Origin of the sequence: Streptococcus sp. 2018162 (genome assembly GCF_019754175.1) — a bacterium.
Taxonomy (GTDB): domain Bacteria; phylum Bacillota; class Bacilli; order Lactobacillales; family Streptococcaceae; genus Streptococcus; species Streptococcus hashimotonensis.
Genome location: NZ_JAIJZP010000001.1, coordinates 39,929 through 66,461, shown reverse-complemented (window position 1 = coordinate 66,461; position 26,533 = coordinate 39,929). Strand labels below are relative to the sequence as shown.

The window sequence follows — 26,533 nt, the reverse complement described above, 5'->3', positions numbered from 1 at the left end:
TGTTTTTTCTCCTCTCCCGAACTTCGACTTGCAGCCCAACCTTTCGGCAACAAGACCACAATTGGTCCGAGATGAGTATTTGTTGCACAGCAACTCTATTATGATACCAAAAAAACTAACAATTTTCAAGTGAAATATTTACTTTTATCATCTGCCCACCTCAGACATCCGACAAGAACTATCTGAAGTGGATTCCAGACACTCCGATTTCAATTTCTGGGTCACAAAACTTAATGTAGGGCACAATCTTGGACTCGTTGTAGACCTTTGGTCCAAAGGTGATTTTCTTGATTTTGACATGTCCACCCTGCTCGACATAGAGTCGCGGAACTCCATCTCCAGTCTCATCCAGCAATATCTTGTCACTTTTTAGGTCGGCATACTTTAATAGACGAACTTCGTTTTCAGTCACATAATCTGCTGATTTAAAGAGAAAACGGATTTCCTCCATTATCTGATAAATCTCTTTCTTTTGAGATGAAGCTGCGAAAATATCTTTTAAATTCGCCAACTCTTTTTCGATTTTTTCGAGTTCATCTGGTTTAAATAAATTACCATACAAATTCGTGTCAGACATATAACAGATTCGATAGGGAGCAAAGCGCTCTGCCTCTTTGGAAGACGAAGTTTTTTGTTCATCCTGACTATCTGCTTCCTCTTCATATTCTTGCAGCTTCAAATCGTTTGCCCTAGCAATCAGCTCGTGTTCTGCTAGGCTATTTTTTACTTCAAACAGGTCATCATGTAAGGTTACACAAATCCCTTTTCCGTCTCTACCATACTGAACCCACATGGGCAAGTGATCAGATTCTGTCGTCAGGCTCATCAGATAAAAAGGACTCACTTGATCAACGTTCTCTTCCTCTGCCTCTAACCATTTATGCAACAACTTGCCCTCTTCAGGGTCGTTCATATAGTTGGCATTGTAGAAGCGGTAACGACCTGCCATCTCAACCTTGCCATTCTTTCTAATCATTCTTCCATCATCATCTTTTTCACCCAACAAAATCTTTGGAAGGGTTTCAAGAGCAGTATAGTGACTCAGATGAGTAAGGTCTTTTTGGTTGACACGGAGAAGATGAAGAATGGTCTTGCAGGCTTTGGTCGCCTTAAACAAATGGTCAATGTCCTTGTCTTTAGCCTTATGAAGCATATCTAGCCAGTAAGCATACTTGCTCTCACTAAGCTGCTCTTTGCAGACTGATAAAAATTCTCGGACATTTGCCCAATTTTCTGAAGTATAAAAATAGCAATCGGTTGCTTTAATAATTGCAGTGGCTTCAATTCCATTCAAAAGATCGATAAATTCGGACTCTAACAAGGTTTCGATCAATAAACAGAGTTTTTCCTCATTACCCTGTGAGAAGAACATTAAAAAACGTTCCAGCAGCGAATGATGTTTCTTTGGGAACCGATCATTCATGTATGAAAGGGCTTGGGCGAAGGCTACTTTTGCCACTTCTTTTCCCTCTTCCTTACCACCGATGATCAACTGAAGCCTAGCTGTTTGCTCCGCAATTCCAATAGACTTTGGAAACTGTTTAAGTATTTCTTCAAGTTTATCAGAAATCTCTCTCTGTTCTCCTAGCTCTTTTTCAACGCTCAAATTTACCAAACCTTGAGCATATACCAGAGCGATAGATGAGTCCTCTGGAAAGCGGCTAGACAAGGTAGCCAGTTCTTTTACCGTTTGTTCACAACCCTCTAAGTCCTGCTTGACTGTCAAGTTTACTAAACCTTTGGCATATTCCAAGGCAATGAACGGATCTTCGGAAAAGCGTATAGAAAGATGCCACAATTCTCCAACTGTTTGCTCACGACCCAATAAATCTTGTTTAGCACTCAGGTTCACCAAACCTTGGGCATATGCCAGAGCAGTAGAGGAATCCTCGGAAAAGCGGCTAAGCAAGGTAGCCAGTTCTTTTACCGTTTGTTCACAACCCTCTAAGTCCTGCTTAACTGTCAAGTTAAACAAACCTTGGGCATATTCCAAAGTAATGAACGGATCTTCGGAAAAGCGTATAGAAAGATGCCACAATTCTCCAACTGTTTGCTCACGACCCAATAAATCTTGTTTAGCACTCAGGTTCACCAAACCTTGGGCATATACCAGTGCAATATCTGAGTCATCAGGAAAACGACTAGACAAGGTAGCCAGTTCTTTTACTGTGTGTTCACGACCCAATAAATCTTGTTCAGCACTCAGGTTCACCAAACCTTGGGCATATTCCAGTGCAATATCTGAGTCATCAGGAAAACGACTAGACAAGGTAGCCAGTTCTTTTACCGTTTGTTCACAACCCTCTAAGTCCTGCTTAACTGTCAAGTTAAACAAACCTTGGGCATATTCCAAGGCAATGAACGGATCTTCTGAAAAGCGTGTGGAAAGATGCCACAATTCTCCAACTGTTTGCTCACGACCCAATAAATCTTGTTCAGCACTCAGGTTCACCAAACCTTGGGCATATGCCAGAGCAGTAGAGGAATCCTCGGAAAAGCGGCTAAACAAGGTAGCCAGTTCTTTTACCGTTTGTTCACAACCCTCTAAGTCCTGCTTAACTGTCAAGTTAAACAAACCTTGGGCATATTCCAAGGCAATGAACGGATTTTCTGAAAAGCATGTAGAAAGATACCACAATTCTCCAACTGTTTGCTCACGACCCAATAAATCTTGTTTAGCACTCAGGTTCACCAAACCTTGGGCATATACCAGTGCAATATCTGAGTCATCAGGAAAACGACTAGACAAGTTAGCCAGTTCTTTTACCGTTTGTTCACAACCCTCTAAGTCCTGCTTAACTGTCAAGTTAAACAAACCTTGGGCATATTCCAAGGCAATGAACGGATCTTCGGAAAAGCGTGTGGAAAGATGCCACAATTCTCCAACTGTTTGCTCACGACCCAATAAATCTTGTTTAGCACTCAGGTTCACCAAACCTTTGGCATATGCCAGAGCAATAGAGGAATCCTCGGAAAAGCGGCTAAACAAGGTAGCCAGTTCTTTTACCGTTTGTTCACAACCCTCTAAGTCCTGCTTGACTGTCAAGTTTACTAAGCCTTTAGCATATTCCAAGGCAATGAACAGATCCTCGGAAAAGCGGCTAAACAAGGTAGCCAGTTCTTTTACCGTTTGTTCACAACCCTCTAAGTCCTGCTCCACTGTCAAGTTTACTAAACCTTTAGCATATTCCAAGGCAATGAACGGATATTCTGAAAAGCATGTAGAAAGATGCCACAATTCTCCAACTGTTTGCTCATGACCCAATAAATCTTGTTTAGCACTCAGGTTCACCAAACCTTGGGCGTATACCAGTGCAATATCAGAGTCATCAGGAAAACGACTAGGCAAGTTAGCCAGTTCTTTTACCGTTTGTTCACAACCCTCTAAGCCCTGCTTGACTGTCAAGTTTACCAAACCTTGGGCATATACCATTGCGATAGCTGAGTCATCAGGGAAACGACTAGATAACTCAGATAGGCGATTTACACTTGTTTCACAATCGGATAATTCCTGAAAGGCTGTTAAATTCAGTAAGCCTCTAGCATAAACCAGAGCTGTTGTCTCATCTGGCTGTTCTTGGTACAGTTTGTATAAGTCTTCCAGTATAGGCTGTTTCTCTTCTAACTCTCTAGCCCTCAAATCAGCCAGAAGAGTTTTCATCTTTTCAATATGAATTTTTGTTTTAGACATAGGGACATCTCTTTCATTTTTCTACTATCAATATATCATAAATTTCTCCTACTTTCCATTAGGAATGGTAGATTTTTACAGGACTTGTCATTCTCGTGTTGACTTTCGGCTTTTTTTTCGGTAAAATAGTTTCTGTTATGGCGGTATAGCCAAGTGGTAAGGCACGGCTCTGCAAAAGCTTGATCGTCGGTTCAAATCCGTCTACCGCCTTTTAATATTCGAAAAAACCTAGGAATCTCCCTAGGTTTTTTGCTATTCTTTTCGTTTCAGATTTCCTAGAGCCATAGCTCCACCAAATAGACTTAACAAGGCACTCATGAAGACGCTTCCAAGGCCATCCCCAGTTTGAGGCAGTTTCCCACTAGTATCCGCCGCTAATGCACCTGTCTCTCCTCTTCCGCTTCTTTCAAAGAATTCTCTGTGAGATACGGACACTTCTATTTTCTCATCAGAAATCCCTAATGCCTCCTCATGTTTTGTAAGTCCCCCCAAATGCTCCACACCATCTTCTCTTGTATCGCCAGTTAACAGCGCGATTTCAGTGGATTCTGTTTGCGGAGCAAGTGAATTATCTTCTTTTGGCAGTGGTACCTGCACTTCCGATTTCGGAATAGGAATGCTAGGGGGTTGATCCTTATCTGATTGCTCCACATGAAGGTCTTTTTCAGGAACCTGCTCAGATACCTCCTTGTCATTTAACCGTACCTTATATTTCTTCACAAGAGCATTTCCAAAACTGTCACTCAAATCAAGTTTGACTGTATCCCCGTCTTTCAGACTATGTAGCTCATAGCGAAAGGCTTTTTCATTATTTCCATACTGCCTCCAGAAGCCTCCTCGAGCTACAAAATCTTCGTTGATCTTCAAGGACCAATAAATTCCATTATCCTCGGCGCTTCCGGTGAGTATCAAGTGCCCATCGGCATCTGCTAGGAGAACTCCTGCATACTGATTTTCCTCGTCTTCATCTTCTTCACTATCCACTACCTGTCTTTCCAATGGTAGCACCTCATTTTCCAGCTGTAAAACAGGTTTTTCTGTATCAACCAACATCTGATATTTCTTCGTGTAAGTCAACTCATCCGCCTCATTGTACACACTTATATCCACAACATTTCCCTCTTCAATCAGAGTAACTGGATAGGTCAACTTGCCATCCTCAAAATAGCGTTTTTCACCACCATTGATGCGCACAGAATGAGCTTGTTCGGTTTCTGCTTCTATTTCAAATGTAAATAGATAAGTCCCATCTTCTTGCTTTTTGAAGTCGACCAACTCGCTATCTAGCTCACGACCAAGACTTTCTTTATTGAAACGAATCGGGTCAATCAACCAGTTATTGACAGTAATCGGAACTTCTGTTTCCTCCTCCTCATCCAGACTCTCTGGACTTGTATTGATACGAAGGTCCTTTAATTTATTGCCCTTCTCATCTACCGCTGTTAACATGATGGCTCTAGGAAAATCAGATTTAAAGAAGTCTTGCTCAAAACTACCGTCTTCTTTTACATCTATGATTTTCAGCTCTCCCTTACCAATGTCTAGATTGGAATAGTAAAGTTTGATGTCCTTAGGAAGACTAACATTATCACTCACTTTCCCCTTCAATGTAAAGCGTCCGTTTTTACCAATCTGGATAACCTCTTCATCTTTTTCAATATCAAGATCAATCGTCGGCTTTTCATTATCTACCAAATAATTCAAGGTTTTAGTATAAATAGGGTTGCCATCCTTATCTTTCAAGATTAATTCAAAACTATGACGTCCATCTGATTGCTCTGGAATCTGGAGGGATAGTTGACCATTCTCCAGAGAGTGATTCACAGCCTGAGCGTCCAAGTTGGCCTGCACATCGGAAACTTGCGCTGAGACGTTCGCTTTAATTTCCACAGTTTTCTTACTGCGAATTGCCATCAAATCTTCCAAATTTTTAAACTGGATTACAGGCACCACTAAGTCTTTTTCAACAGCAACCACATTACCCGCTATATCCATCACCTCAACACGGAGATGATTTTTAGCATCGAGTGGCAGTTCCACTTCTTTGAGATGGTAATGTAGTTGACCTGCATCATCTACAACCTTTTCAACAAGAAGATTTTCTCCATTTAGATTCGCTCGAATCTCCCAAACTTTATTATTATCCTTGGCTGTGACGACCAGTTCTCTATGGCTGGTTAGACGATTGGTATCAATCGCGACAATTTCTGGCTTTTGATTATCAATTTTGACTGGCAGATAGGTATACTGATAGGCCCCATTTTCTTTATTTTTTACCCGCAATCTAAAGAAATATTGTCCTTCCGGTGCTGGTATATTTTCATCCTTGCTTACATCGTACACTTTCCCATCCCAACGGTGTAATTCTATCGGAGTACGAAGCTTGGAATACTCCGAAAGACTTTCAAAATAATCTACATAGCGAACACGAGACAGCATGGTTCCTGTATCAATCCGCCTCAAAACAGGAGCATCTTCTGTAGCTTCTTTTACAATATCCAAATCATAGTTGGTAATATCCCTCAATAGCGCAAATCGAACAAAGGCATTCCCAATCTGACTATCCGAATGCTGGTTTTGAATTGCGATATTGTCTGGATTTAGAGGCGATTGATTATCTTGAATCTTTTCACGCCCAAGTTCAATATAGCGCCCAGACTTATTGTGTTTATAGCTAGATAAAACCGAGGTCAGTTTCAATTTAGAACTGGTTTCCCAAGCCGGTGCATCAACAATCCTTTCTTTTGACCAGTCACCCACAAAGCCAAAATAAGGAATGCTGATGTCCGACTGCCCTTCCGTCAATGATTTGAAGTAAATATACCCTTCTGCAAACTGGTCTTTCGCTTCTCCTGCATCCAATCTCAGGCGAATGGTTTTCTTCTCTTTAGGACCCAGTTGAATGGATTGCTCAGAAAGATGAATACTCGAACCCTTGATTTCTGTCGCATGAATCTCTTTAACTACTTTTCCAGAACGTCCTATTCTATCAACAGGAACATCTTGACTAGTTAATACTTTCCCAGCTGAAATAGCAAAGCTTCTTTGTTGGTTTCCCAGATTTTCCAAGGTTACCTCAAATTCTGTCTCACGCCCTATTTCTTTTAATTCCACCCCTCCTTTTAGACGGTGGTGAAGAATCACATCTGTTTCAAAGGCTCTATCGATCTGCAACAGACCAGCACCTTGTTGTCTCGGGGAATTTTCCAAAGCATGCCCAGATGAATCTAGAACATCAATCAAAGGGGTAGCAGTATTCATCAAAATGATTCTCAGCAAATCCATCCTAGTCATGCCTTCTGGCGGTGTCATTTGGCGAATCCGTGGCAATAAAAGCGCACTGGCCCCCGCCACAATTGGCGAAGCCATCGAAGTCCCTGACATGGAGCCATAACGATTGTCATTCAAGGTTGCGTAAACATCCTCTCCTGGTGCCACTATCTCTGGCTTCAATTCTAAGTTGACCGTAGGCCCCCAACTAGAAAAGCCTGATACAGTCGGCACTTCAATCAACTTCTTCATTCCAATTGTAGGTCTGAGAACCAAACCAGTGTTGCCTTGCGATTGGTTGGCAACTTCTAATAATCGCCTTCCATCTTCCCCACTAAGACTGATTCCCCAGATAGAGGAATAAGAAAGCAAAGTCTTATCATCTACCAATAACTGATGGGTCCTATAATAATCCTTGTTCCATCCCTGATCTGTGTTTATCACAACAAGTCCAGCAACATCCTTGAACTTCAAATTACGAACGGCATCTTTCAAGTCAAACTTATCTTTTTTGATAATCGCTACTTTACCAGCCAAATCAAGCCCCTGCACTTCTTCCCAGCGACCATTTCCAGCATCTACAAATTCATATTTTCCCTCTGTAAGCGTTGTATAGCCAATAGGATAGTAGCCAAAAGACTGCCCATTCAGCATAAATTCTCGTTGAACAAGATGGGTATTTCTCGCCGAACCAACCGCGATAACTGCGGGAGTCGCTGCCACACCAACTGTTGTTGCCGTATCCACAGCTCCTAAGGCATTATTTGTATGCAGGTCAAAGGAGGTGTCTGAAGAGGAGGCGCCAGCATTACCAATAGCTGCTGTAATGATAATCCCCTTTTCTGCTGCCCTCTTAGCAATCGTGTAGTAAGCATTCCCCGGCAACCCGCTATCATAATAACCAACACTCAAACTGATGACATCTGCCCCGTGTTTAATAGCATCTTCAATAGCAGCATAAGCAGCATCCTCCGTCTCAGCCTTATAATTTTTAGGGTCATTTGAAAAAATCTTGTAGACTAGCAGTTGTGCGTTGGGAGCAATCCCATCAATCCCCTGCTTAGACGCAACTTCTTCGTCTGTTGCATTTCCAGCCAGAGTTCCTGCAATGTGCATGCCATGTGGTTCGTTGGTATCATCGTAGAGATTATCGTTACCAGATACGTAATTATAGCCATGAGGGACTTTTAGAGTGTATGCCCCTGTCGTAGATGGAGTAATTTCCTTGATTTTAGGGACGACACCTTCATCCAACCTCATGTCTTTGTGCTTAATATCCAAACCAGAGTCAATGACTGCAATCACCATTCCGCGACCATCTGTCTGGTATTTAGAACTTGCTTTTAAGGCACCAACCAGCTCTTTAGCAGTATGAAGAGTCGGTCGGATACGGCGACTCTCTTCCAAAGAAGTTAATTCAGCAATGGCTTTTATATCAGGCAAGCCTTCTCGCCCCGCCTCTACAGATGCTCCCGTTAAAACCTCCTTATACTCATGAACAATTTTAACGCCATCAATTTTCTTTAATTTATCCAATACAAGATTTCGGTTCTCTTCGGAAAATTGTAAAATATAGCGCCCTGTTGTCACCTCTTCTGGCTCAAGCTGTGATTCCTGCGGGATTGTTTGAGGAACACTAGCTTCTTTTCCACTAATGTCTTCTTTTTCCCTTGACTCATCTGTTGTCTTACCAGCTGTTGTTTTTATCTCGGTCGCAGCTCGATCTGTGAGAAGACCTGATTCTTCATCTGCCTCTGTGTCTACAACTTCTTCGACCACTCCCTCTTCAACAACTGGCTCATCTGATAATAACCCATCTTCTTTTTTCTCTACCACAGAATCTTGCTTACTGTCCATACCCATTGCGACCGCAACCGTAGACTCCAATCCTTCTCCACTAGTATCTGCATGAACCATCGGAATACCAGTGATAAAAAATCCTATTGATACCGATGCCACACCGACACTTAACTTCTTGATGCTAAAGCGTTGTTTATTCTCAATTTGAGACCACTTCTGTTTCATAAAACCTCCGTTTTTAACATTGATTAATTTATAAGTTAGGTATACCTAATTCTATAAAATTTTTAAATCTTTGGCAAGGTTTTTTTGAATTAGCCTCAAAAACAAGAAAAAGCACAGGTCTCCCTGCGCTTTAACAACTTATTACAACTCAGCAATCTGGCTCAAGTTAACTTCAGCAATGGTGTCATTACCAAACATAGAGATAACCATTTTGACCTTGTTGTTATCAATTTCTGTAATTTTACCTGTGTAGTCTGTGAAGGCACCGTCGATGATACGAACAGTATCGCCAACTTTCACATCAATATCAAATTCTTGAACTGTTTGTCCCATAGACACCAAGATTTGACGGATTTCTTCTTCCAAAAGTGGAGTTGGTTTTGAACGGTTACCGTGTGAACCCACGAAACCTGTAACGTTTGGCGTGTTACGAACCACAAACCAAGCTTCATCAGTCATAACCATTTCAACCAAAACATAACCAGGGAAACGGTTTTCTTCTACTTCCTTGACCTCACCGTTCTTTTCAACCTGAACAGTCTGAGTTGGAATTTCTACACGGAGGATGTTTTCCAACATGTTATAAGTGTGAGCACGTTGGAGCAAGTTTTCCTTCACTTTATTTTCATATCCTGAGTAGGTCTGTAAAACAAACCAGCCTTTATCAAAACTATCGTACATTGTTACTTCCTTTCTTTGGAAACACGGAATTTTTAGACGCTAAAAAAAGCCCGAAGGCTTTCGCTTTTCCTTATTATATCACTTCCATTTTACAAATGGCAAGTATTTTCTAGAAAAGATTGATCAAGCTCATGATTCCTCGTGACAAAATCAAGTCAAAGAGGTAAACCACCGCTACGAAAAAGGCAGTATATTCCACTACAGACACGAAATCCGTCCAGCTCTGCTTACGAGTTGGCCAAGACGTATCTTTTAAAATGCGGATAATGTCTTTGATAAATTTCATGCGCGACTCCTATCTGGTTTCCTTGTGAACAGTGTATTGTCCACAGTGTTTACAAAATTTATTTACTTCTAACCGTGTTGGCTTGGGATTGCTCGAAAGGCTGATTGAATAGTTTCGAGAACCACAAACAGTACAGGCTAGGCTTGCTTTTTTTAGTGCCATAAAGCCCTCCATCCTTTTCATTCTACCATGTTTTTATGGATTTGACAACTCTCCAAACCAAGACGTAATGTTATCCCACAAGGTTTTTGCTCGTTCTGGTAACTGGGCATCGATTAGATTTTGTTTGGTTTGCTCAATCAAGTTTTTCGCCTGATCTGAAATTTCTTGTACCTGTTCTTGACCAAGGCTTGATTCAGTTTGCGCAGCTTCATCTGGAGCTACTTCTACAATACCATTTTGTGCATAGGCATTTTCTACTTCGAACTGAGTTCCTGCAGTATATGGCAAGATTGAATTGGCTACAGTCTGGAAGACCGACGGAGCCATCCAGTAGCTACTGCTATCTATATAATGATTTTCATCTGTCTGCTCAAAACCAACCCACTGACTGATGACCAAATCAGGTGTGTAGGCAATATGCCACTGGTCATTGACAAGATTGACATCAAAACTCGTTTCGGTTGTTCCTGTTTTCCCGGCAATATAATAATTGGCCGCATCTGCTGTCACTCCCGTACCATTGGTATAGGTACCAAGCATCATTGCTGTCATCTTATCTGCGACAGAACGGTCAATCACCTTGGTACTTGTTTCTCGATGCTCTGCTAAAACCTTTCCACTAGCCGTTTCAATACGAGTGATGAGGTGGGCATCCTTCATCACACCCTTATTCGCAAAAGTAGCGTAGGCCTGGGCCATTTGCAGAGGATTAGTCTCCACTCCAGAACCAATTGAAACACCCAAAACTTTCTCGACATTTTCCATATCAAGTCCAAACTTTTGTCCATACTCGAAGGCTTTGTCAATCCCCAAGGTGTTCACTATATAAGCTACTGGTAAATTGTAAGAGAGAGCCAAAGCTTGATACATTGGAATGGTATCGGAAGTCGAATAATCATAGTTATGCAAGGTGTAATCGCCGTAGGTTTCTGTATGGTTATCCAGAGCCATATCAATCGACCAGCCCGCCGCTACTGCTGGAGCATAGGCAACAAGAGGCTTGATTGTTGAACCAGGACTGCGCTTGGCTTGTGTCGCAAAGTTGAAGGTCCGAAAGACCGCATCCTCTGAACTGTTAACTCGACCAACCAAGGCACGAACTCCACCAGTCGTCGGATCAAGAGCTACGCTGGCAGCCTGAGCATGGGTACCATCAAAACTTGATGTCGGGAACATGGTCTCATCATCAAAAATCACCTGCATACTGGCTTGAGAATTTTGATCCATCTCTGTGTAAATCCTATAGCCGTTATTAATAATGTCTGATTCTTTCAGTCCGTATCGCTCAATCGCCTCAGCAATCACAGCATCAAAATAGGATGGATAGGAATAATTACTTTGTTTCCCTGTATAGGTATCTGAAAGCTGACTGGCTAGGTCTACTTGGAAACCTGCATCTGCAGTTGCTTGATCAATATAACCAGCATTGACCATGTTTTGCAGGACTGTATCCCGACGATTAACTGCATTTTCTAGGGAATAATAAGGATTATAAATCTCAGGTCCCTTGAGCATACCTGCAATGACGGCCGCTTGCTCAAGAGTAAGATCACTGGCTGGAATACCGAAGTACTTTTGGCTTGCATCTTCCACTCCCCAAACACCATTCCCAAAATAGGCGTTATTGAGATACATGGTCAAAATTTCTTGCTTGCTGTACTTTTTATTGATTTCCAGAGCCAAAAAGAATTCTCGAGCCTTTCGACTGATGGTCTGATCCTGAGTTAAAAAGGCATTTTTTGCCAATTGCTGGGTAATAGTTGAACCACCTCCAGACCGACCTAACGTCAAGGCAGCCAAAATTGTACGCTGGTAATTAATTCCTGAATTTTTGTAGAAGCTCCGATCTTCTGTAGCGATGACGGCATTCTCTAAATTATCGGAGACAGCATCCAGCTCTACATAGGTCCCCTTCTGACCTGACAATGTCCCAGCTTCCGCACCATCTTTATCGTAAATAATCGTTGTAGCTTTTAGTGCCTGCTGTAAATCACCAACATTAGCTGTCTTTGCAAGGAAAAATAGATAGCCACCTACTGTAAGAACTGTCAGGACCATTAAAATGATTAAAATTTTAGTCAGTTGGTAACGGCGCCAAAATTTACGAATCGGCTCCGGAATACGTGATTTTTTCTTTGGTTTATCAACAGAGCCACGATTTCCCCTGCGGCGACGGCTAGGTCGGTCTTCATGATCAATTTGGAAATCTTCTGGAACTTCAATCGGCTGATGTTGCAAATCGTCCATACTTTACCTCTTTCTAGTGAATTTTGTACCATTATACACCATTTCGTAAAAACTAGCAGAAAAAAGCCTGCGATAACTTGTGACAACAGACAGGGAATTTTTTCCAAAAATATGATAAAATAGGGTCATTCTGAACAAAGAAGAGGATTCCCATGACACAAGTATATGACATTACCATCATCGGTGGCGGACCAGTCGGTCTCTTCGCCGCCTTCTACGCCCACCTCCGTCAAGCCAAGGTCAAAATCATTGACTCCCTTCCCCAACTGGGTGGCCAGCCTGCCATTCTCTATCCTGAGAAGGCTATTTTGGATATTCCGGCCTTTCCAAGTCTGACGGGACAGGAGTTGACCGACAACCTCCTTGCCCAGCTGGCTCCATTTGACACCACCATCTGCCTCAATGAAACTCTGACCGCCATTGAGCCAGGAGAAGTTATTACCCTAACAACTAACAAGGGCAGCCACCAGACCAAGACCCTGATTATCGCTATGGGTGGCGGGGCCTTCAAGCCACGTCCACTGGAGATTGACGGTGCCGACAGCTTTGACAACGTCCACTACCACGTGTCCAACATCCAGCAGTATGCCGGCAAGGACATCGTCGTCTTGGGTGGCGGTGACTCTGCGGTCGATTGGTCCCTGGCCTTTGAAAAAATCGCCAAGACCACTCACATCGTCCACCGTCGTGACAACTTCCGAGCCCTCGAGCACAGCGTGGAAGAGCTCAAGCAGTCCAGCGTCAGCATCCACACACCTTTTGTCCCTAAAGGGCTCTCTGGGGAAAATGGCAGAGCTTCTAGCATTCATTTTGACAAGGTTAAGAGCGAGGACAAGCTCAGCCTGTCTTTCGACCACCTCTTTGTCAACTACGGTTTCAAATCATCTGTCGGTACGCTGAAAGAATGGGGCTTGGAACTCAATCGCCACCGCATCGTGGTCAACAGCAAGCAAGAAACTTCTGTTCCTGGTATCTATGCTATCGGTGACTGTTGTTTCTATGAAGGAAAGGTTGATCTGATTGCGACTGGACTGGGCGAAGCCCCAACCGCCGTCAACAATGCCATGAACTACCTCAATCCAAATGAAAAAGTGCAACCCAAGCACTCAACCAGCCTATAAGATGAAAATTGACATTCGCATTCCCCAAGCCTTTCCACAACTGACTGTCAAGGAAGTCTTGGAAGATTATTTTCTCATTCCCAGAAAAATCCGCCACTTCCTCCGTACCAAGAAGCATGTCCGTGTCAACGGAGAGCTGATAAACTGGCAGAGTCCGATTGCTGCAGGCGACCTGCTAGAATTGACCTTTGACCAGGAAGATTATCCTGAAAAAAGCATCCCTCTGGGGCAGGCGAACTTGGTGGAGGAACTCTATCAAGATGAGCATTTGATTATCGTCAACAAGCCCGAAGGCATGAAAACCCACGGCAATGAGCCGACGGAAATCGCCCTGCTCAACCATGTATCCGCCTATGTCGGTCAGACCTGCTATGTGGTCCACAGGCTGGATATGGAAACCAGCGGAGCCATTCTCTTTGCCAAAAATCCCTTTATCCTGCCCATTCTCAATCGGCTTTTGGAGGACAAGGTCATCTACCGTGACTACCTGGCCCTCTGCCAAGGTCAGCTAAGAAAGACAGACTGGACTATCACTGATAAAATCGGACGGGACCGACACGACCGCAGAAAGCGGGTGGTCGACAACCGCAAGGGACAGGGAGCTTTGACCCAGGTCCGCCTCTTGAAGACCCTTGGCAAAAATAGTCTCGTTTCCTGTCGCCTTCAGACAGGGCGGACACATCAGATTCGGGTCCACCTAGCCCACCATGGTCATGCCCTAATTGGTGACCCGCTTTACAGTCGAGTCGCTGCCCCCCGCCTCATGCTCCACGCCCAAAAACTCAGCTTAACGCATCCACTGACACTCGAAGAAATCAGCGTGGAAGCACGATCGGAGAGTTTTGAGAAAGTCTTGAAAAACATGAAATAAATAGCTGTACCCTTAGAGCTCTATATCCCTATTTCACTGGACTAATCCAGTGAATTTTTTTATGCTTCCACTAACCAAAAAGTCCAGACAAGTTGACCCTGTCTGGACTTAAAACTCTACTCTGGCACAACAACCTTCAAACGAATATCTGTCGGCTGTAATACTTTTTGAACTTGCACAAGGAAAGCAAGACCATTGTCTGATGGGGCATACTGAAAAGTCAGGTTGATAACCTTTTCTGTAAAGTCATCCCCATATCCTTCCTGACTATCGATCCTATCAATGACCTTCTGACAATGCTCAATGTAGGATTGGAGACCAGATAGGCTACGTTGAGTATGAAGATTATGACTCATAATAGTATTCCTTACTCGTTTATACTTTGCAAGCTTTTCACGACTATTGATAATACAACTAAGCAAATACTCATCACTCATTACTGTTGCCCTCCAATTTTTGCTCGATAATAGACTTCTGTTCCAGACTTGGTAAGGTATCATCGGGAAGAATGGTCTCAACCCGAGTTGCGTAGGCAGAGGCAAAACCGAAAACAACCACAATAATCGCAACCGAATAAACTAGAAAAACCCTTTTTAGAAAGGCACTAGAAACTGAGTAGCCCTCTGTCGAATACTGCTTCAGCTCAGGTTGTTTTTTCTCTAAGATATTTTTTGGTAAAAAATAGGGTCTAAAAGCTGTCATGGCCACAGATAAAAACACTGTAATCCCTATAGAATTGTACATTTGTGTTCTTGCACCAATTGCTGTAATATAAAGCATACTTGAAAACAAGACCAGCCCAAAAACAATAAACAGAATCAAGGATACCTGAGCATCCTTCTTCAGTTGTAAGAACTCTTCTACTGTCATTTTTTCTTTTTGCATCCTACTCTCCTATTCTATTTCTTTGGTAATTTTCAACTTGACCCTGTCTGGGTTTACAAGTTGCATCAAAAAAATTATGTAACTTGGGATTTTTGAATCCATTACTTAGCCATAAACCAAAAGTAAATTAAGACGATTTAAACAAAACCTACTCTCCCAAACTTTCCTTATATCGCTTGGATTCTTTACCATACCAGTCTTCAATGCTATATCCTGAGAGAATACGATAGTCTTCCATATATTTATTAATATAAAATCCTTGAATACAACTAAACACTATTGCTACTGAAAAATAGAAAAGTAATATAGGCCCAGCAATCCCAAAAATCATGACTAAACTTCTTAGAATATCATTCTCATAAATCCCTTCACCTTTATTAGGTAAAAAGAGACGAAACAGAACGAAGGGAAAGACGATTAAGCCACCATATTTCCTCCCTAAGACAACAAACTTCTCCATCACATCATTTAAGGGATTGGAAACCGATTGGTTTCCATATAAGCCATTCAAAACTTCCTTCTTAAACCATAGGTATCTTTCTACGATTACAAAAATTATGATAGACAGGTTCAGAATGACTGCAATTAGCGAACCAAAAAACATAGCTGAACCAATAGTAAATAGAACAATTGCTTGAAAATTAAGTAAACTCATCATCAAGAACATATTCTTATTAAAATAGTAATAAGATAAAATTCGACTGTGGCGTATCTTCCTTGTATCAAATAAGTAAAGAACAATCACAACAAGGCCTAACCAAAGTGGGATTGAGAATAGAATTTCCGCATCTACATATAGTATCTTCCCAACTTCTTTATCAGAGTAGGGGCCAATAAAGGAAAATAAAAACATAAAAAACTCGACCGTTAAAAATCCCAAAATTTTCTTTTTGTAGCCATTTTTTTCAATATCTTCTAGGGAAGTCTGTATATATTTATCCGTTACAAGATTCATACTCTCTTCTAAAGAGGCATTCCATACTGTTTTTTTCATTTTTACTCATCCTTATCAGATTATAATATTTGTTTATTATACCTAAAATCCAGACAAGATAATCCTGTCTGGATTGGTTTATGGCAACATCTGATAGGATGAGCTCTTAGTTATATCTCTTTTTCTTAATTCCTTTCCGTTCACCAGACTTTCCTCGATGGAATTGGCAATTGACTGATCTGCTTGACGAAAGGCTTCTGCCACCATGTTCAAGTAGCCATCCAACTGCTCAACTGTCGAAACAATCTCTTGACTCACTGACTTAAGCCGACTAGTAGTGGAGGCCACCTTTTCTTTCGAAGCATCATCAGAATCGAAAAAGTCTGCGCTATCAGCGATCATCCCAGACATATCCTCATAGCTGGATTTGATGCTCAAAATCTGGTTAGGGTTGATACTCTTTTGACTAGTCATTGTTGTACTCCTCTGGCTTCTTGGCATAGGTCGCGATGTCCTCGAACTTAGTAATCCGGTGGTCTTCACCGTCGAACGTCGAAATCCCATCTAGGTAAGCTTGATCATAGAACTTCAAACCGCTATTCATAAACAACTCTTCTGTCGCTATGATTCCCTCTTGATTGACGATTGTATTATCCACAACCTCATAGAGCGTATAAGCTTCCGCATCTTCCTGGTCAAGAATGACAGCCGCATGGACATCCACATCCCTCAGATTGATCGAGCCATCATAGAGCTCGGTCTTTCTTGACCCATCACCTATAAACAACAACTGAGATTCTCCTTCTACATAAGTACTCAAGTTAAAGTATTCTCGGTTGGTTAGTTGTGGCTTTGTATAGGGTGCTTCCCCCTCGACCAGGCCTGTATCCAGATTAAGTAGAAGCCCCTTTTCTATACCATCCTTCCCAACGGAAATGTAGGTATAGTTGGACTCGCCAATCTGAAAGAGATTGTCAAATCTCCCTGCACCATAGACCTTGTAGTTCTCATCCTGCAGATAGGCCAGACTGACCTCCACAAGGTCAATCCGCTTCTTCGTTAGGCTCGGTGTTCTCAGATCATAGACATCCAAGTAGATATACTCATCCTCTCCCAACTCCTTGATCGTTGGATCCGGGTAGCGACTTCTCTTCTTAAGGACTTTTCGAATCAGATAATTCTTATTGGCGGCTGGAAATTCTGAACCTTCACTTCCCGCTTGTTCCACCTCATCCTGATTGGTCACCTTCCAGTCAACGACGATACCATTCCCATCTGCCACAAAGCGGTAGTCTTCCACCTCTAAGACTGGGGTAATAATGTAATCCTTAAAGAGTTTATCTTCCTCAGGCTTTACGGCATGTGCTTCTGTACAGGCTGACAGGAGGAAACAAAGGGAAAGTAGCCCTATTACTTTGTGAAAAAACTTGTTTTTTTCCATCGAATACTCCTCCTTTTCATCATCTATTATCTCCATAGTGGTTTTCCATATAGGTATTTAAAGCATCCAAGTTATCTTCTCCTATTTTTTCTGCAACTTCTTTAAACTCAACCACTTGGTCTGCCGACATGGTAGACAGACTCAGATCCACTGGCTTCTCTGTCTGGGTCTTGGGATCGAGATAGGTCTCCTGACCCAACAGATAGGCTCGTAACTCTGGGTCATTCGAACTTAGTATGTCATCTAATATTTCTTCTTTGATGCCTTGTTCTTCCGCAAACTTGGTCAAGCCATAATCGTCAAACTCCCTGAGACGCTGATAGGCATTGAAGTCGTAGTAGCTAGAGGTGCTAGCCACACTCTTGCTTGGGTAAACACTACCATTCTGACCTTGGCTATCCAGCTGCCCAAAGGGATCTTCGGTATCAGTGGAAATACTCCAGCCTCCCTGGTCGAATAAGAGCTTCAAGAAGTCTTGAGTAGCTTCATCGCCTTTTTTATCCAACTCTCCCATCAACTGTTCAAACTGTTGCTGATGCCCTAGGATTTCGATTGCCACATCAAGCCCCTTAGAAGTTACCTGTGAATATTTCTGGATGGTTTCTGGCTCCAAGTCTTGGCCTGTCTTGTTCTTGTAAAGTTCCTTGACCTTCTCGTAGGAACTATCCGCAATGGCCTTACCCTTAGAAGCGGCATCTGCCTTATCCGTTCCAGAAAGCGATGCCAAGGCCTCTGCTCCCTGAAGAGCCATAGCTCCATATGGATGAAGGGAGATTGTACCTTTAACAATCGATTCTATTGTATTGGAAGTCAGTTCCTTCTTAGCCTCTATCCTCTCTTGTTTTAATTCAAAAAGGCGCTGATCAACTTCTCCACCCAAACTTGAAAGACGACTTTCGCCTAAGGATGAGATATATTCCTCACTTTTCCTCTGTCCCATATTATTCCACATCTGAATGGTTGGCGTACCATAAATTGAGTTAAGATGGTTGCGATGCACTTCAAATGTTATATCATTCCCTTTGTCAATAGAAATCTTGGCACCAATCTGGGTATAGTCATGAATATCTGGTGCACCTTCGACTCCAAAATCTTTTTTCTCTTTGCTGATGCCGATACGTAAAAACTGTAAACTATTGACCAGACCTGTCCCCTTGTTCAAGGTTTCAAGTTGGTGTTCATAGGCTTCCATCTCAATTTCATAGAGTGCCATCTGGGCTTGATAATCCGCTATCTCCTTGGCATTGCCACCGTCTGGATAAACAGGTTTGTTTTGATAAAGCTCATGCATCTGGTTTAACAAAGTGACAGCTTTGATATCCTCCACAATCAAGAGGCGATTAGTAAAAATATCATTCTGACCCACATCATTGACACTCATGGCGATTGTTAGATGATTTAGCTTAGCCACTCCACCTTGAGCAGTCCACTGATTGATTTCCTCTGCTATGACACTATACATGGAATCGCTGATGGCATTCGGATTGACCGCCATCACATCTCCTGGATAAGGACCTATGATTGCCTCTAAGGCTTGGGCATCCGTTTTTGATGTCACCGCATCCAGATACGGAACGACCTCCCCCGGTGCCAAGCTCCCATTCTGAATCGCCGTCGCAATGCTTGCTGCTGGAATCTGGATCACAGACTGCGCATTAGCCAACGGTCCCTTTAAACTCTCAAAGTTTTGTATGACAAGATCCAAATCCCTCATAAAGGACTCATAGGCCTCCTGAAGCCTCTGGTCCATCTCTGTCCGACGACGACCTGCTTCCATCAGATTTGCTTCCATCCCAGAAACCTTTCCATTCAGTGAAAAATCACTAATATCTAAAGCATCCGATGCCTGATTCATGGCAGATTGAAGCTTATTTTTAACCTCCTGAATGTGATCAATTTGTTCACCAGTCAACTTTCCTGAAACGCTACTAGCCCCTGCATCATCCGTCCAGGCTCTAGTCTGAAAGCCCAGCCCTCTCAATCGATCCTCATAGTGACTAATTGCTTGCGCATAAGAATCAAGGACGGTCGGGTAGGTGTCAAAAACCGTAGCCTGAACCTGATTCAACTTGGCCAAAAAGGCTGAAATAGCCTCAGCCTGCTCCCCATCCACTTTCATCTGGAAGCTGCGATAAGTGGAGCCTATTGCACTTCGATAATTATCCGAAAAACGGCTGATCGAGCTCCCAAAATTGGATAAGCCTGATAAATTACTTACACTTATTCGTGCCATACTTCCCTCCTCTTCTAATCATCTGCCATCGCCAATGCCTCTTGTAACATATAAATGGAGCGGTCATAAGAGGCTATACTGGTTTCATACTGACTAATCTTCCGATCAATCTCCTCTAAAAAGAATTCTTTCTGGGTCTTGAAATACCGTTCTACTGACTTGGTTTCCTCTTTCTCCCTATCGGTCATTTCCAGATAGGGAGTTCCTGCCAGATGGTATTGTGATTTGATAGCCTCATGGCTATTCAAAACATACTTGACCGTGGTACTTGTTTGATAAAGCCTTATCCGAGCGTTTCGCAACTTGGCGATCTTTCCTCTCAATTTGTTTCTTTGACCTCTGTAATAAGAAATATTTGCACGTATCTCTGCTTTTCCCATTACGACCTCCTCTCTATCCTACGCTAACCTTTATCTTCGTCGCTTGCTTATCTACAATATAGTAGCTTTCTTGTGGTCCTAAATTCGACTCTCGAAGAGGCTTGTTGCTGGCGGTGACGATTGTCTGGTCACTTAATTTCATACTCAAAACAGCTTGACCAACGGTCTTGACCGCTTTTGATACACTATCCAATTGCCTACTCAAGCTCATATCACTAAAGACAAGAACTCCGTAGCCAACCTTATGACCTTTTTCTAAAATCTCTACCAAGAGTTTTTGATGTTCCCCGTCAAGCTGACCGACCCATTCTGGCAATTGATAGAGGAATATGCTTAGATCGTGACCTGTTTCTTCGCTCTGCATGCGCTCTTGGATCCGTTTATCCAAAGCTTCAATCATCTCATGCATAGCTTCTACACTGGTCAATACGGTTACTCCTGACTCAACCTTTAGCGAATGCAATTCTGGTGCAAAAACAAGCATAGACTTTTGAGCTTCTTGATGAACTGCGATTAGTTCCTGCATCATGCCTGACACCTGCTCTGCTTGGTCACCTAATGTCAGAAGTGGTCCTTTGTTAATCTTCCAACTCACAGCCTCCACCGTCTCCAGATCCAGTCCAAGTGGAATCTGACCAGAGGCGATGGCTTTCTGAACACTAGCACGACTGAGGAAGTCCTCTCGGGTCAGCTCCTCTGGCACCATTGGGATAGCTTCTGGAACCTGACCCGTCCAAGCAGCCTTCTGACGACTCACTTCCTCACGCATCTGATCCACCAGCTCTATGTCGTGGTCCACACGAAGGGGAAGTGCCAACTGGAGGCTATAAACCTCCTCTCCCTTATAGAGGGCACGTCCCTTAATATCCTCTATATCCGCAAGACCAGTAGACCCAACAACACTGCGGACTTCTGTCTTATCGTGTTGCTTCAAAGTCAACTGGTGCTTGAAGTTAGAGTAGAAGGTCGCACGAAGGTTGGCCTGACGACTAGCCGTCACCACAAGGTGAAGACCAATGGCCTGACCCTCACGAGAAATGCGGGTCAAGAGTTTGAGTAATTCTGCCTCAAAACTCTCATCCTTCATAGACTCAAAGCTATCCAAGGCAATGACAATACGTGGCTCCACCTGTCCTGTCAACTGACGGTACATGGACAAGGTGCCCACACGATGTTCCGTAAGCAATTTCTTGCGACGGTTGATCTCCTTCTCCAAAAGACGGATAAACTTACCAATCTTCTCTCCCTGATCCAAGAGGAAGACATCCGCCACATGTGGTAAATCCCCCATTGGAACCAGACCACTCGTCCCAAAGTCCATCAGATAGATATGGAGTTCAGATGGGCTATAGTGACGAGCTAGATCCAAGACCGTAGTCTGTAAGAAAGTAGTCTTACCGGTCGCTGGAGCCCCATACATCTCCATAAAGGTCACCGTTTCAGGGATAGAAGACTTGAGGTTCTGTAGGTGGTTAAGCGGAGCTAAACGGCGCACCAAGGTCTCCTTATCATAGCCGACTGGGAAGTGGTCCAAGGCAAAGTCAATCTCACGCAACTGACCTTCCTCCATGACTAGCTGACCAGTGTTTCGATCCTTGATGTTAATGATGGTCTTGATATTCTCAGACAGAGAAGACAGAACATCCTGCACAAAGACCAGGCTACAGCCCAGCTCCGTCGGATCCTCTGTGAAGAACTCCATGATGACATGGTCCAAAATCAACTTCTCATCCGTCACCAAGACCTCATAGTGAGGACTGAAGAGGGGCTGTTTTTTGAAAAATGGCAGAGCTACTCACTTTATTCAAAGAGAAAAACAACCTAGTGACCTGTATTTCATTGCTTTTTCTACCTCCATTTTAAACAAAGTCTAGCCTAGCTTCTTATGTGTCAAGGAAGAATATTACCTTTCCATTATACCAAAAAATCCAGACAAGGTAATCTTGTCTGGATAGAAATAACTTGAGTAAACCACCGAAATGGTCCTACTTCAAATCAAAGTCTTATTTGACTTGTTTACGGGGAATTTGTAAATCAGACTCCCATTGTCCGTAGATCTCCATAAATCGACTTTCTTCGTCATCGGAATAGCCTTTGAAAAGCTACCTAATTTTTGATATTCTCTAAAGTAAATCTAGGATAAGTTATCTTACCAACTTCATTCCTAGCAATTTTACGGTATTCTTCTTCTTGACCATCTACATAGCCTTCAAACCAAATTGTTTTAATATCTTCCTCATTAAAATAATAAAACTGGTTATCAGCTGTTCCTTGAGGATAAATGCATCCTGAATAATCGAAATATCCAATTTCTCCTTGATTATCATATAGGGGGAATCGGCTTACTATCATTAATTTGACTTGACCATTATTTAGCTGTACAACCGTTCCAATTGGTAAATATTTCATCATATATACTCCTTTTTGATTTTATGTAAAACAAACATGCGCTTGAAAATCTGGTATTTTGCCAAAAGTACTGTACAAACGAACATCCCCAACGAAAGAAAAAGGAAAATAAATAGATGCATATTTAAATACAAAATAGCAAAAATCAATGTTACTAGTAAAAATACTATAAAAAATTTTATTAAGGTATTATTCCGTTTCGTAGCATCTATTAACACTTCTTCAAGCGATATGTTTTCAAAATGATATTCTTCCACTTCCAAAATAGTATGAGGGAATTTTCGATAAATCCATTCGACTGATAAAAAGACAACCAAGAAACCAACTAATAAAAGTGGTAAACTCGCTTGAAAATTTTTCGAATCAAAACTGTTACCGCAAAAGTCATACCCGCTGGAATTTTCCACCCATTTGATTCTGTGTCATCTTCTTCAGTAGCAATATAGAATGGCTTCTGTAAATCTTTGTGGATTAGTAACGCACGTTTTCCAATTGCACCAATAACATGGTAATCTCTTAATTTGACTTTCATATTTACCCCTTCTAACCGATTGCAGAACCGAGATTATTAAACCACCCAGAAACGGCATCGCCGACATCTTCAACAATTTCTTTAGCTTTGTCTACTGCATTGTCAACATGCTCTCCTATATAGGTGTCATAGATGATAAATATTTCATCGAATAAGCTCTTTTTTAATTTTATGTAAAATAAACATACGCTTGAAAATCTGATTTTTTGACCATAACGCAAAGCAAAAAAATGACAGTACTGAGAATAAAAGGAATAGAAATGAGTTTATTTTAAAGTAAAGCAATCCGAATAGAAGAGTGAAAATGAGTAAAACAATTAGAATCAACAGCATCTTGTTGTTACGCTTTTGATTTTCATTGACAAATGTTAGAAGAGCTTCATCATCTGAAAAAGTATACACATCAACATCGTGTGTCTCCTCTGCATAGCGTCGAAGAACCCATTCAACCGAAAAATAGACCAAAACAAAACCAATTAACAGAAAAATTGGATTTGGGGTCATGTTCCTTGAATCCAATCTTCGGATCAACATCGTCGTTGCAAACGTCACACCAGTTGGTACTTTCATCACACCACTTCTAACCTCTACGTCTTTTTGACTAACATAATAAGGCAACGTGTAGTCTTTACTAATAAAAACAGACTTTTGACCAAATCCCCCTATTACAAAATAATTATTTGGATTAATTTTCATATAACCTCTTACTCCAATCAACCGAAGGCAGAACCTAATCCACCAAACCAGCTAGATACGGCATCACCGACATCTTCAACAATTTCTTTAGCCTTGTCTACTGCATTGTCAACATGTTCTCCTATATAAGTGTCATATACTGCATCAAATACGGCTGTTCCTACAATAGATAGCCCTATACCTATTGCGAAGCCTGCTATAGTACCTAACACCGCACCAGTTATAGTCCCTACACCAGGAATTGCAACAGTACCAATCGCTGCACCAATTTTTGCTCCAGCGATAGCTCCAACTTCTCCAGCAGAAAAACTAATTCCTACATGTGCAGCTGTCTTAATAGCTGAATTTGTCCGACTGGTTCCTTCGCTAACTTGACTTTCATAATCGTACACAATTGTAAGCGTTTTGATTAACCCAGCATTTCGTGATAGAAAATTTACCACAGAGCCTGCTCGAATGGCATTATTCGTTACAGCCTGCGTACCAGAAAACGCAAGGTCATCTACCATCGAGCTAGCATATTGTATATTTCCATACGGTGTTCGAACACTAAAGTAATTATTAGCCTGTAAAGCAAGGTCATCGATGGACTGTGATAGATTTCCTGAAACAGCATTAATAGCATGTAGAGAAGCAGAGGGATTATCTGCTATCTCTTCCAAAGATGAAGTAATAATATCGTATGTAATACTACCAACCGAAACATTTTCTTTCAACTGATTCCAAACTTCTTGAAGACTTGCTTCTAAGTCACTATCCTCAACTCCAGAGGCTGATAATGTTGTTGCTAAGATTAGTTTGACAACATTATCAGGTAACTCAGTTTCTCTATGGGTTGAAGCATAGGCTAATATAGTATTAATGTCAGCCTCAGAAAGTTGTTCCCCACTATTAAGCTTATTGACAACTGTATTAAACGCTTCAGTCTGGGCTGCTTCCCTCTCCTCCAACTTCCTGAAATCCGCTGGACTAGAAGTATCTCTCATCCGCTCGGTACGTTCCTTCCACCTATCATCAAGATCCTTTTTCCAAGCCATCTTGTCGGGGATGCTGAAACCACCCTGACTAGCGTGTTGCCCAAAACTACTTCGGACTTCCGAAAAGCCACTGGTGATAGACTGTTTAAGTCGAGCCAAGTCCGAAAAAACGGAGGCAGACTGACTATTAAAGGTTAAGAGCCTGTCCAACTTCTCCTGCTCTTTCTGTAGGCTGTTGTTGGTGATGCTCATAGCACTGTGGAGACTGTTAAGTGAGCGAAAATTAAGGATATCCTCTCCCATCAAACGATTGTAAATATAAGACTGATGAGCAAGACTGGCTTGATAAGAGGCGATGTTGGCACGCAAAACCGATTCATACTCTCGATTAGGATATTTTGGGGAAATTGCCGAGCTTCCCTTCCTGTTTCAAAACTGGAATAAAATAGTCATCCTAACCCCATCTTCCAAACAAGCTCCGCTTTAGACCAGGTCTAGCCTCTCAGTTTATTTATCAATGAAGAATCTACTCTTCCATTATACCAAAAAATCCAGACAAGTTGACCTTGTCTGGATTCTGTTATTAATTAGGCAATAATTTGTATGCGTCATATTCTTAAATGGATACTCTACTCCTGCCAACTGTTTACTGGACAGTTTAAACTCTAATCTTATGACTAACAACTTGTAAACTAAACAGTTCCTTTGGGATATGGAGAATGTTCAATCATTTGATTATATTGTTTAGCAAATAGTTTTTCATCGTTATTTTCATAACCTCTAAATTTAATTTCTTGAACATTCTCTCTATTAAAAAAGAAAACATTGTCAGGGGTCATCATTCCTTGAGGAATCAAAACCGCACCATAGTCATAATAGATTTCTTCATCATTTTCAACGACTATACTTGCTCTTGCAATAATTACCAACTCTGTGCCGTCTCCATTTCTTAATGTAACGACACTGCCTAACGGCAAAATTTCTTCAACCATATTCTATTCCTTTCCACTTACAAATTAATCTTTAGCCTTGGATTCCTTACCCCATTTAATCTCTCGCTTTTGGTATTTACCTACAAGATTCATGAAACGTATTGGATTATTTTGCCAGATTAGAAGTACCAAACTGAAAGGCATAATCCCCAATAATGATAGCATTATTATTTCACTACCAATACTTGAACTATTCAAAATTAACGGCAAAATTGTATTTTGAAATATAGGGAAACAAGCAATATTTACTAAAAATATCATCGATACAAAAAGCCAACAAACTACTATTTTACCAGTTGTCACCTTTTTATCACTAAAATTACGCCAGATTAGATTATTATAAACCGCCACCCTAAAGTTTTGTCGGTTGGTAGGTTGTGCTTGTTGAACATTTTTATAAAGTGCTCTCTCTAAAAGCCATACCATACCAATAAATTCAAAAAGCCAAGTAACCCCTAAAAAAATCAAAGTTCCATAGCTATAACGACCTCCAAATGGGTTGGCAACCGTGAAAAAACTGGTCCCACCGCCTACGATAAGAAAACCCACCAATAGAGGGATAAAGCGGTTAACCTTACCAGCTCCTTCTGTATTGAGCAGTTGACTTTTGGGAGCTGACAGTGCTAATTGCCTCTCCGTATCAAAATAAACTGCACCATTTTCAGACTCACCAATATAAATAATTTTTCTTAAAAACATA

General features: G+C 41.8%; 20 protein-coding genes, 1 tRNA gene and 2 pseudogenes. 3 read left to right on the top strand and 20 right to left on the bottom strand.

All coding sequences use genetic code 11. The annotated features are described in order from the left end of the window. Positions 1 to 178: 178 nt before the first annotated feature. Complete coding sequence (locus K5Q22_RS00310; protein ID WP_205013436.1) at positions 179 to 3,691, bottom strand: DUF2971 domain-containing protein; 3,513 nt, start codon at positions 3,689 to 3,691, stop codon at positions 179 to 181. A gap of 139 nt (positions 3,692 to 3,830) precedes the next feature. Between K5Q22_RS00310 and K5Q22_RS00305 the strand changes: the two genes are divergently transcribed. Next, positions 3,831 to 3,901: transfer RNA gene (locus K5Q22_RS00305), tRNA-Cys, on the top strand. Between the two features lie 42 nt (positions 3,902 to 3,943). Here the strand turns inward: K5Q22_RS00305 and K5Q22_RS00300 are convergent. The 5 genes from K5Q22_RS00300 to pbp2a form a co-directional block, all read right to left on the bottom strand. Next, positions 3,944 to 8,986 carry a S8 family serine peptidase gene (locus tag K5Q22_RS00300; RefSeq protein WP_205013437.1) on the bottom strand — a complete coding sequence of 1,681 codons (5,043 nt, stop codon included), beginning with the start codon at positions 8,984 to 8,986 and terminating at the stop codon, positions 3,944 to 3,946. Positions 8,987 to 9,127: 141 nt separating this feature from the next. Further along, positions 9,128 to 9,667 carry a transcription termination/antitermination protein NusG gene (gene nusG, locus K5Q22_RS00295; protein ID WP_002940254.1) on the bottom strand — a complete coding sequence of 180 codons (540 nt, stop codon included), beginning with the start codon at positions 9,665 to 9,667 and terminating at the stop codon, positions 9,128 to 9,130. A 109-nt stretch (positions 9,668 to 9,776) separates the two neighbouring features. Beyond that, positions 9,777 to 9,953, bottom strand: a complete 177-nt coding sequence (gene secE, locus K5Q22_RS00290; RefSeq protein ID WP_002940255.1) for a preprotein translocase subunit SecE — start codon at positions 9,951 to 9,953, stop codon at positions 9,777 to 9,779. A 9-nt stretch (positions 9,954 to 9,962) separates the two neighbouring features. Next, on the bottom strand, positions 9,963 to 10,115 hold the full coding sequence (rpmG, locus tag K5Q22_RS00285; RefSeq protein ID WP_002940258.1) for a 50S ribosomal protein L33: 153 nt from the start codon (positions 10,113 to 10,115) through the stop codon (positions 9,963 to 9,965). Between the two features lie 33 nt (positions 10,116 to 10,148). Continuing rightward, a complete protein-coding gene (gene pbp2a / locus K5Q22_RS00280; RefSeq protein ID WP_105136509.1) occupies positions 10,149 to 12,362 on the bottom strand; it encodes a penicillin-binding protein PBP2A in 2,214 nt (737 codons plus the stop codon). 152 nt (positions 12,363 to 12,514) lie between these two features. Here pbp2a and K5Q22_RS00275 point away from each other — a divergent pair, with 152 nt between their 5' ends. Both K5Q22_RS00275 and K5Q22_RS00270 read left to right on the top strand, forming a co-directional pair. Further along, positions 12,515 to 13,483 carry an NAD(P)/FAD-dependent oxidoreductase gene (locus K5Q22_RS00275; RefSeq protein WP_205013438.1) on the top strand — a complete coding sequence of 323 codons (969 nt, stop codon included), beginning with the start codon at positions 12,515 to 12,517 and terminating at the stop codon, positions 13,481 to 13,483. 1 nt (position 13,484) lies between these two features. After that, positions 13,485 to 14,354 (top strand): RluA family pseudouridine synthase, encoded by an 870-nt coding sequence (locus tag K5Q22_RS00270; RefSeq protein WP_205013439.1) that lies wholly within the window; start codon positions 13,485 to 13,487, stop codon positions 14,352 to 14,354. Positions 14,355 to 14,470: 116 nt separating this feature from the next. Here the strand turns inward: K5Q22_RS00270 and K5Q22_RS00265 are convergent. From K5Q22_RS00265 to K5Q22_RS00200, 14 genes and pseudogenes are all read right to left on the bottom strand, one after another. Further along, positions 14,471 to 14,704 (bottom strand): annotated as a pseudogene (locus K5Q22_RS00265) (DUF6572 domain-containing protein); the annotation flags it as partial. Between the two features lie 79 nt (positions 14,705 to 14,783). Further along, the gene (locus K5Q22_RS00260; protein WP_024407290.1) at positions 14,784 to 15,239 is read right to left on the bottom strand and encodes a hypothetical protein; all 456 of its coding nucleotides are present in this window, start codon (positions 15,237 to 15,239) and stop codon (positions 14,784 to 14,786) included. Positions 15,240 to 15,387: 148 nt separating this feature from the next. Next, positions 15,388 to 16,233 carry a hypothetical protein gene (locus K5Q22_RS00255; RefSeq protein ID WP_024407291.1) on the bottom strand — a complete coding sequence of 282 codons (846 nt, stop codon included), beginning with the start codon at positions 16,231 to 16,233 and terminating at the stop codon, positions 15,388 to 15,390. Positions 16,234 to 16,311: 78 nt separating this feature from the next. Then, positions 16,312 to 16,647 carry a hypothetical protein gene (locus K5Q22_RS00250; RefSeq protein WP_024407292.1) on the bottom strand — a complete coding sequence of 112 codons (336 nt, stop codon included), beginning with the start codon at positions 16,645 to 16,647 and terminating at the stop codon, positions 16,312 to 16,314. Then, positions 16,640 to 17,614: a hypothetical protein gene (locus tag K5Q22_RS00245; protein ID WP_032504884.1), complete on the bottom strand. Its 975-nt coding sequence runs from the start codon at positions 17,612 to 17,614 to the stop codon at positions 16,640 to 16,642. The genes K5Q22_RS00250 and K5Q22_RS00245 overlap by 8 nt, the downstream gene beginning before the upstream one ends. A 19-nt stretch (positions 17,615 to 17,633) precedes the next feature. Next, positions 17,634 to 19,847 (bottom strand): hypothetical protein, encoded by a 2,214-nt coding sequence (locus tag K5Q22_RS00240; RefSeq protein WP_205013440.1) that lies wholly within the window; start codon positions 19,845 to 19,847, stop codon positions 17,634 to 17,636. 14 nt (positions 19,848 to 19,861) lie between these two features. Beyond that, a complete protein-coding gene (locus K5Q22_RS00235) occupies positions 19,862 to 20,227 on the bottom strand; it encodes a hypothetical protein (protein WP_029172850.1) in 366 nt (121 codons plus the stop codon). A 13-nt stretch (positions 20,228 to 20,240) separates the two neighbouring features. Next, positions 20,241 to 21,992, bottom strand: a pseudogene (locus K5Q22_RS00230) (FtsK/SpoIIIE domain-containing protein); the annotation flags it as partial. Between the two features lie 341 nt (positions 21,993 to 22,333). Next, on the bottom strand, positions 22,334 to 22,639 hold the full coding sequence (locus K5Q22_RS00225; protein ID WP_024383283.1) for a DUF4176 domain-containing protein: 306 nt from the start codon (positions 22,637 to 22,639) through the stop codon (positions 22,334 to 22,336). 322 nt (positions 22,640 to 22,961) lie between these two features. Further along, the gene (locus tag K5Q22_RS00220) at positions 22,962 to 23,168 is read right to left on the bottom strand and encodes a hypothetical protein (RefSeq protein ID WP_024411719.1); all 207 of its coding nucleotides are present in this window, start codon (positions 23,166 to 23,168) and stop codon (positions 22,962 to 22,964) included. A 144-nt stretch (positions 23,169 to 23,312) separates the two neighbouring features. Then, positions 23,313 to 23,864, bottom strand: coding sequence for a hypothetical protein (locus K5Q22_RS00215; RefSeq protein WP_024411718.1), 552 nt, complete (start codon positions 23,862 to 23,864; stop codon positions 23,313 to 23,315). A 17-nt stretch (positions 23,865 to 23,881) separates the two neighbouring features. Then, positions 23,882 to 25,210 (bottom strand): hypothetical protein, encoded by a 1,329-nt coding sequence (locus tag K5Q22_RS09680; RefSeq protein ID WP_253219421.1) that lies wholly within the window; start codon positions 25,208 to 25,210, stop codon positions 23,882 to 23,884. A gap of 323 nt (positions 25,211 to 25,533) precedes the next feature. Continuing rightward, positions 25,534 to 25,833, bottom strand: coding sequence for a DUF4176 domain-containing protein (locus K5Q22_RS00205; protein WP_205013441.1), 300 nt, complete (start codon positions 25,831 to 25,833; stop codon positions 25,534 to 25,536). A 24-nt stretch (positions 25,834 to 25,857) separates the two neighbouring features. Continuing rightward, positions 25,858 to 26,532, bottom strand: coding sequence for a hypothetical protein (locus K5Q22_RS00200; protein WP_205013442.1), 675 nt, complete (start codon positions 26,530 to 26,532; stop codon positions 25,858 to 25,860). Position 26,533 lies beyond the last annotated feature (1 nt).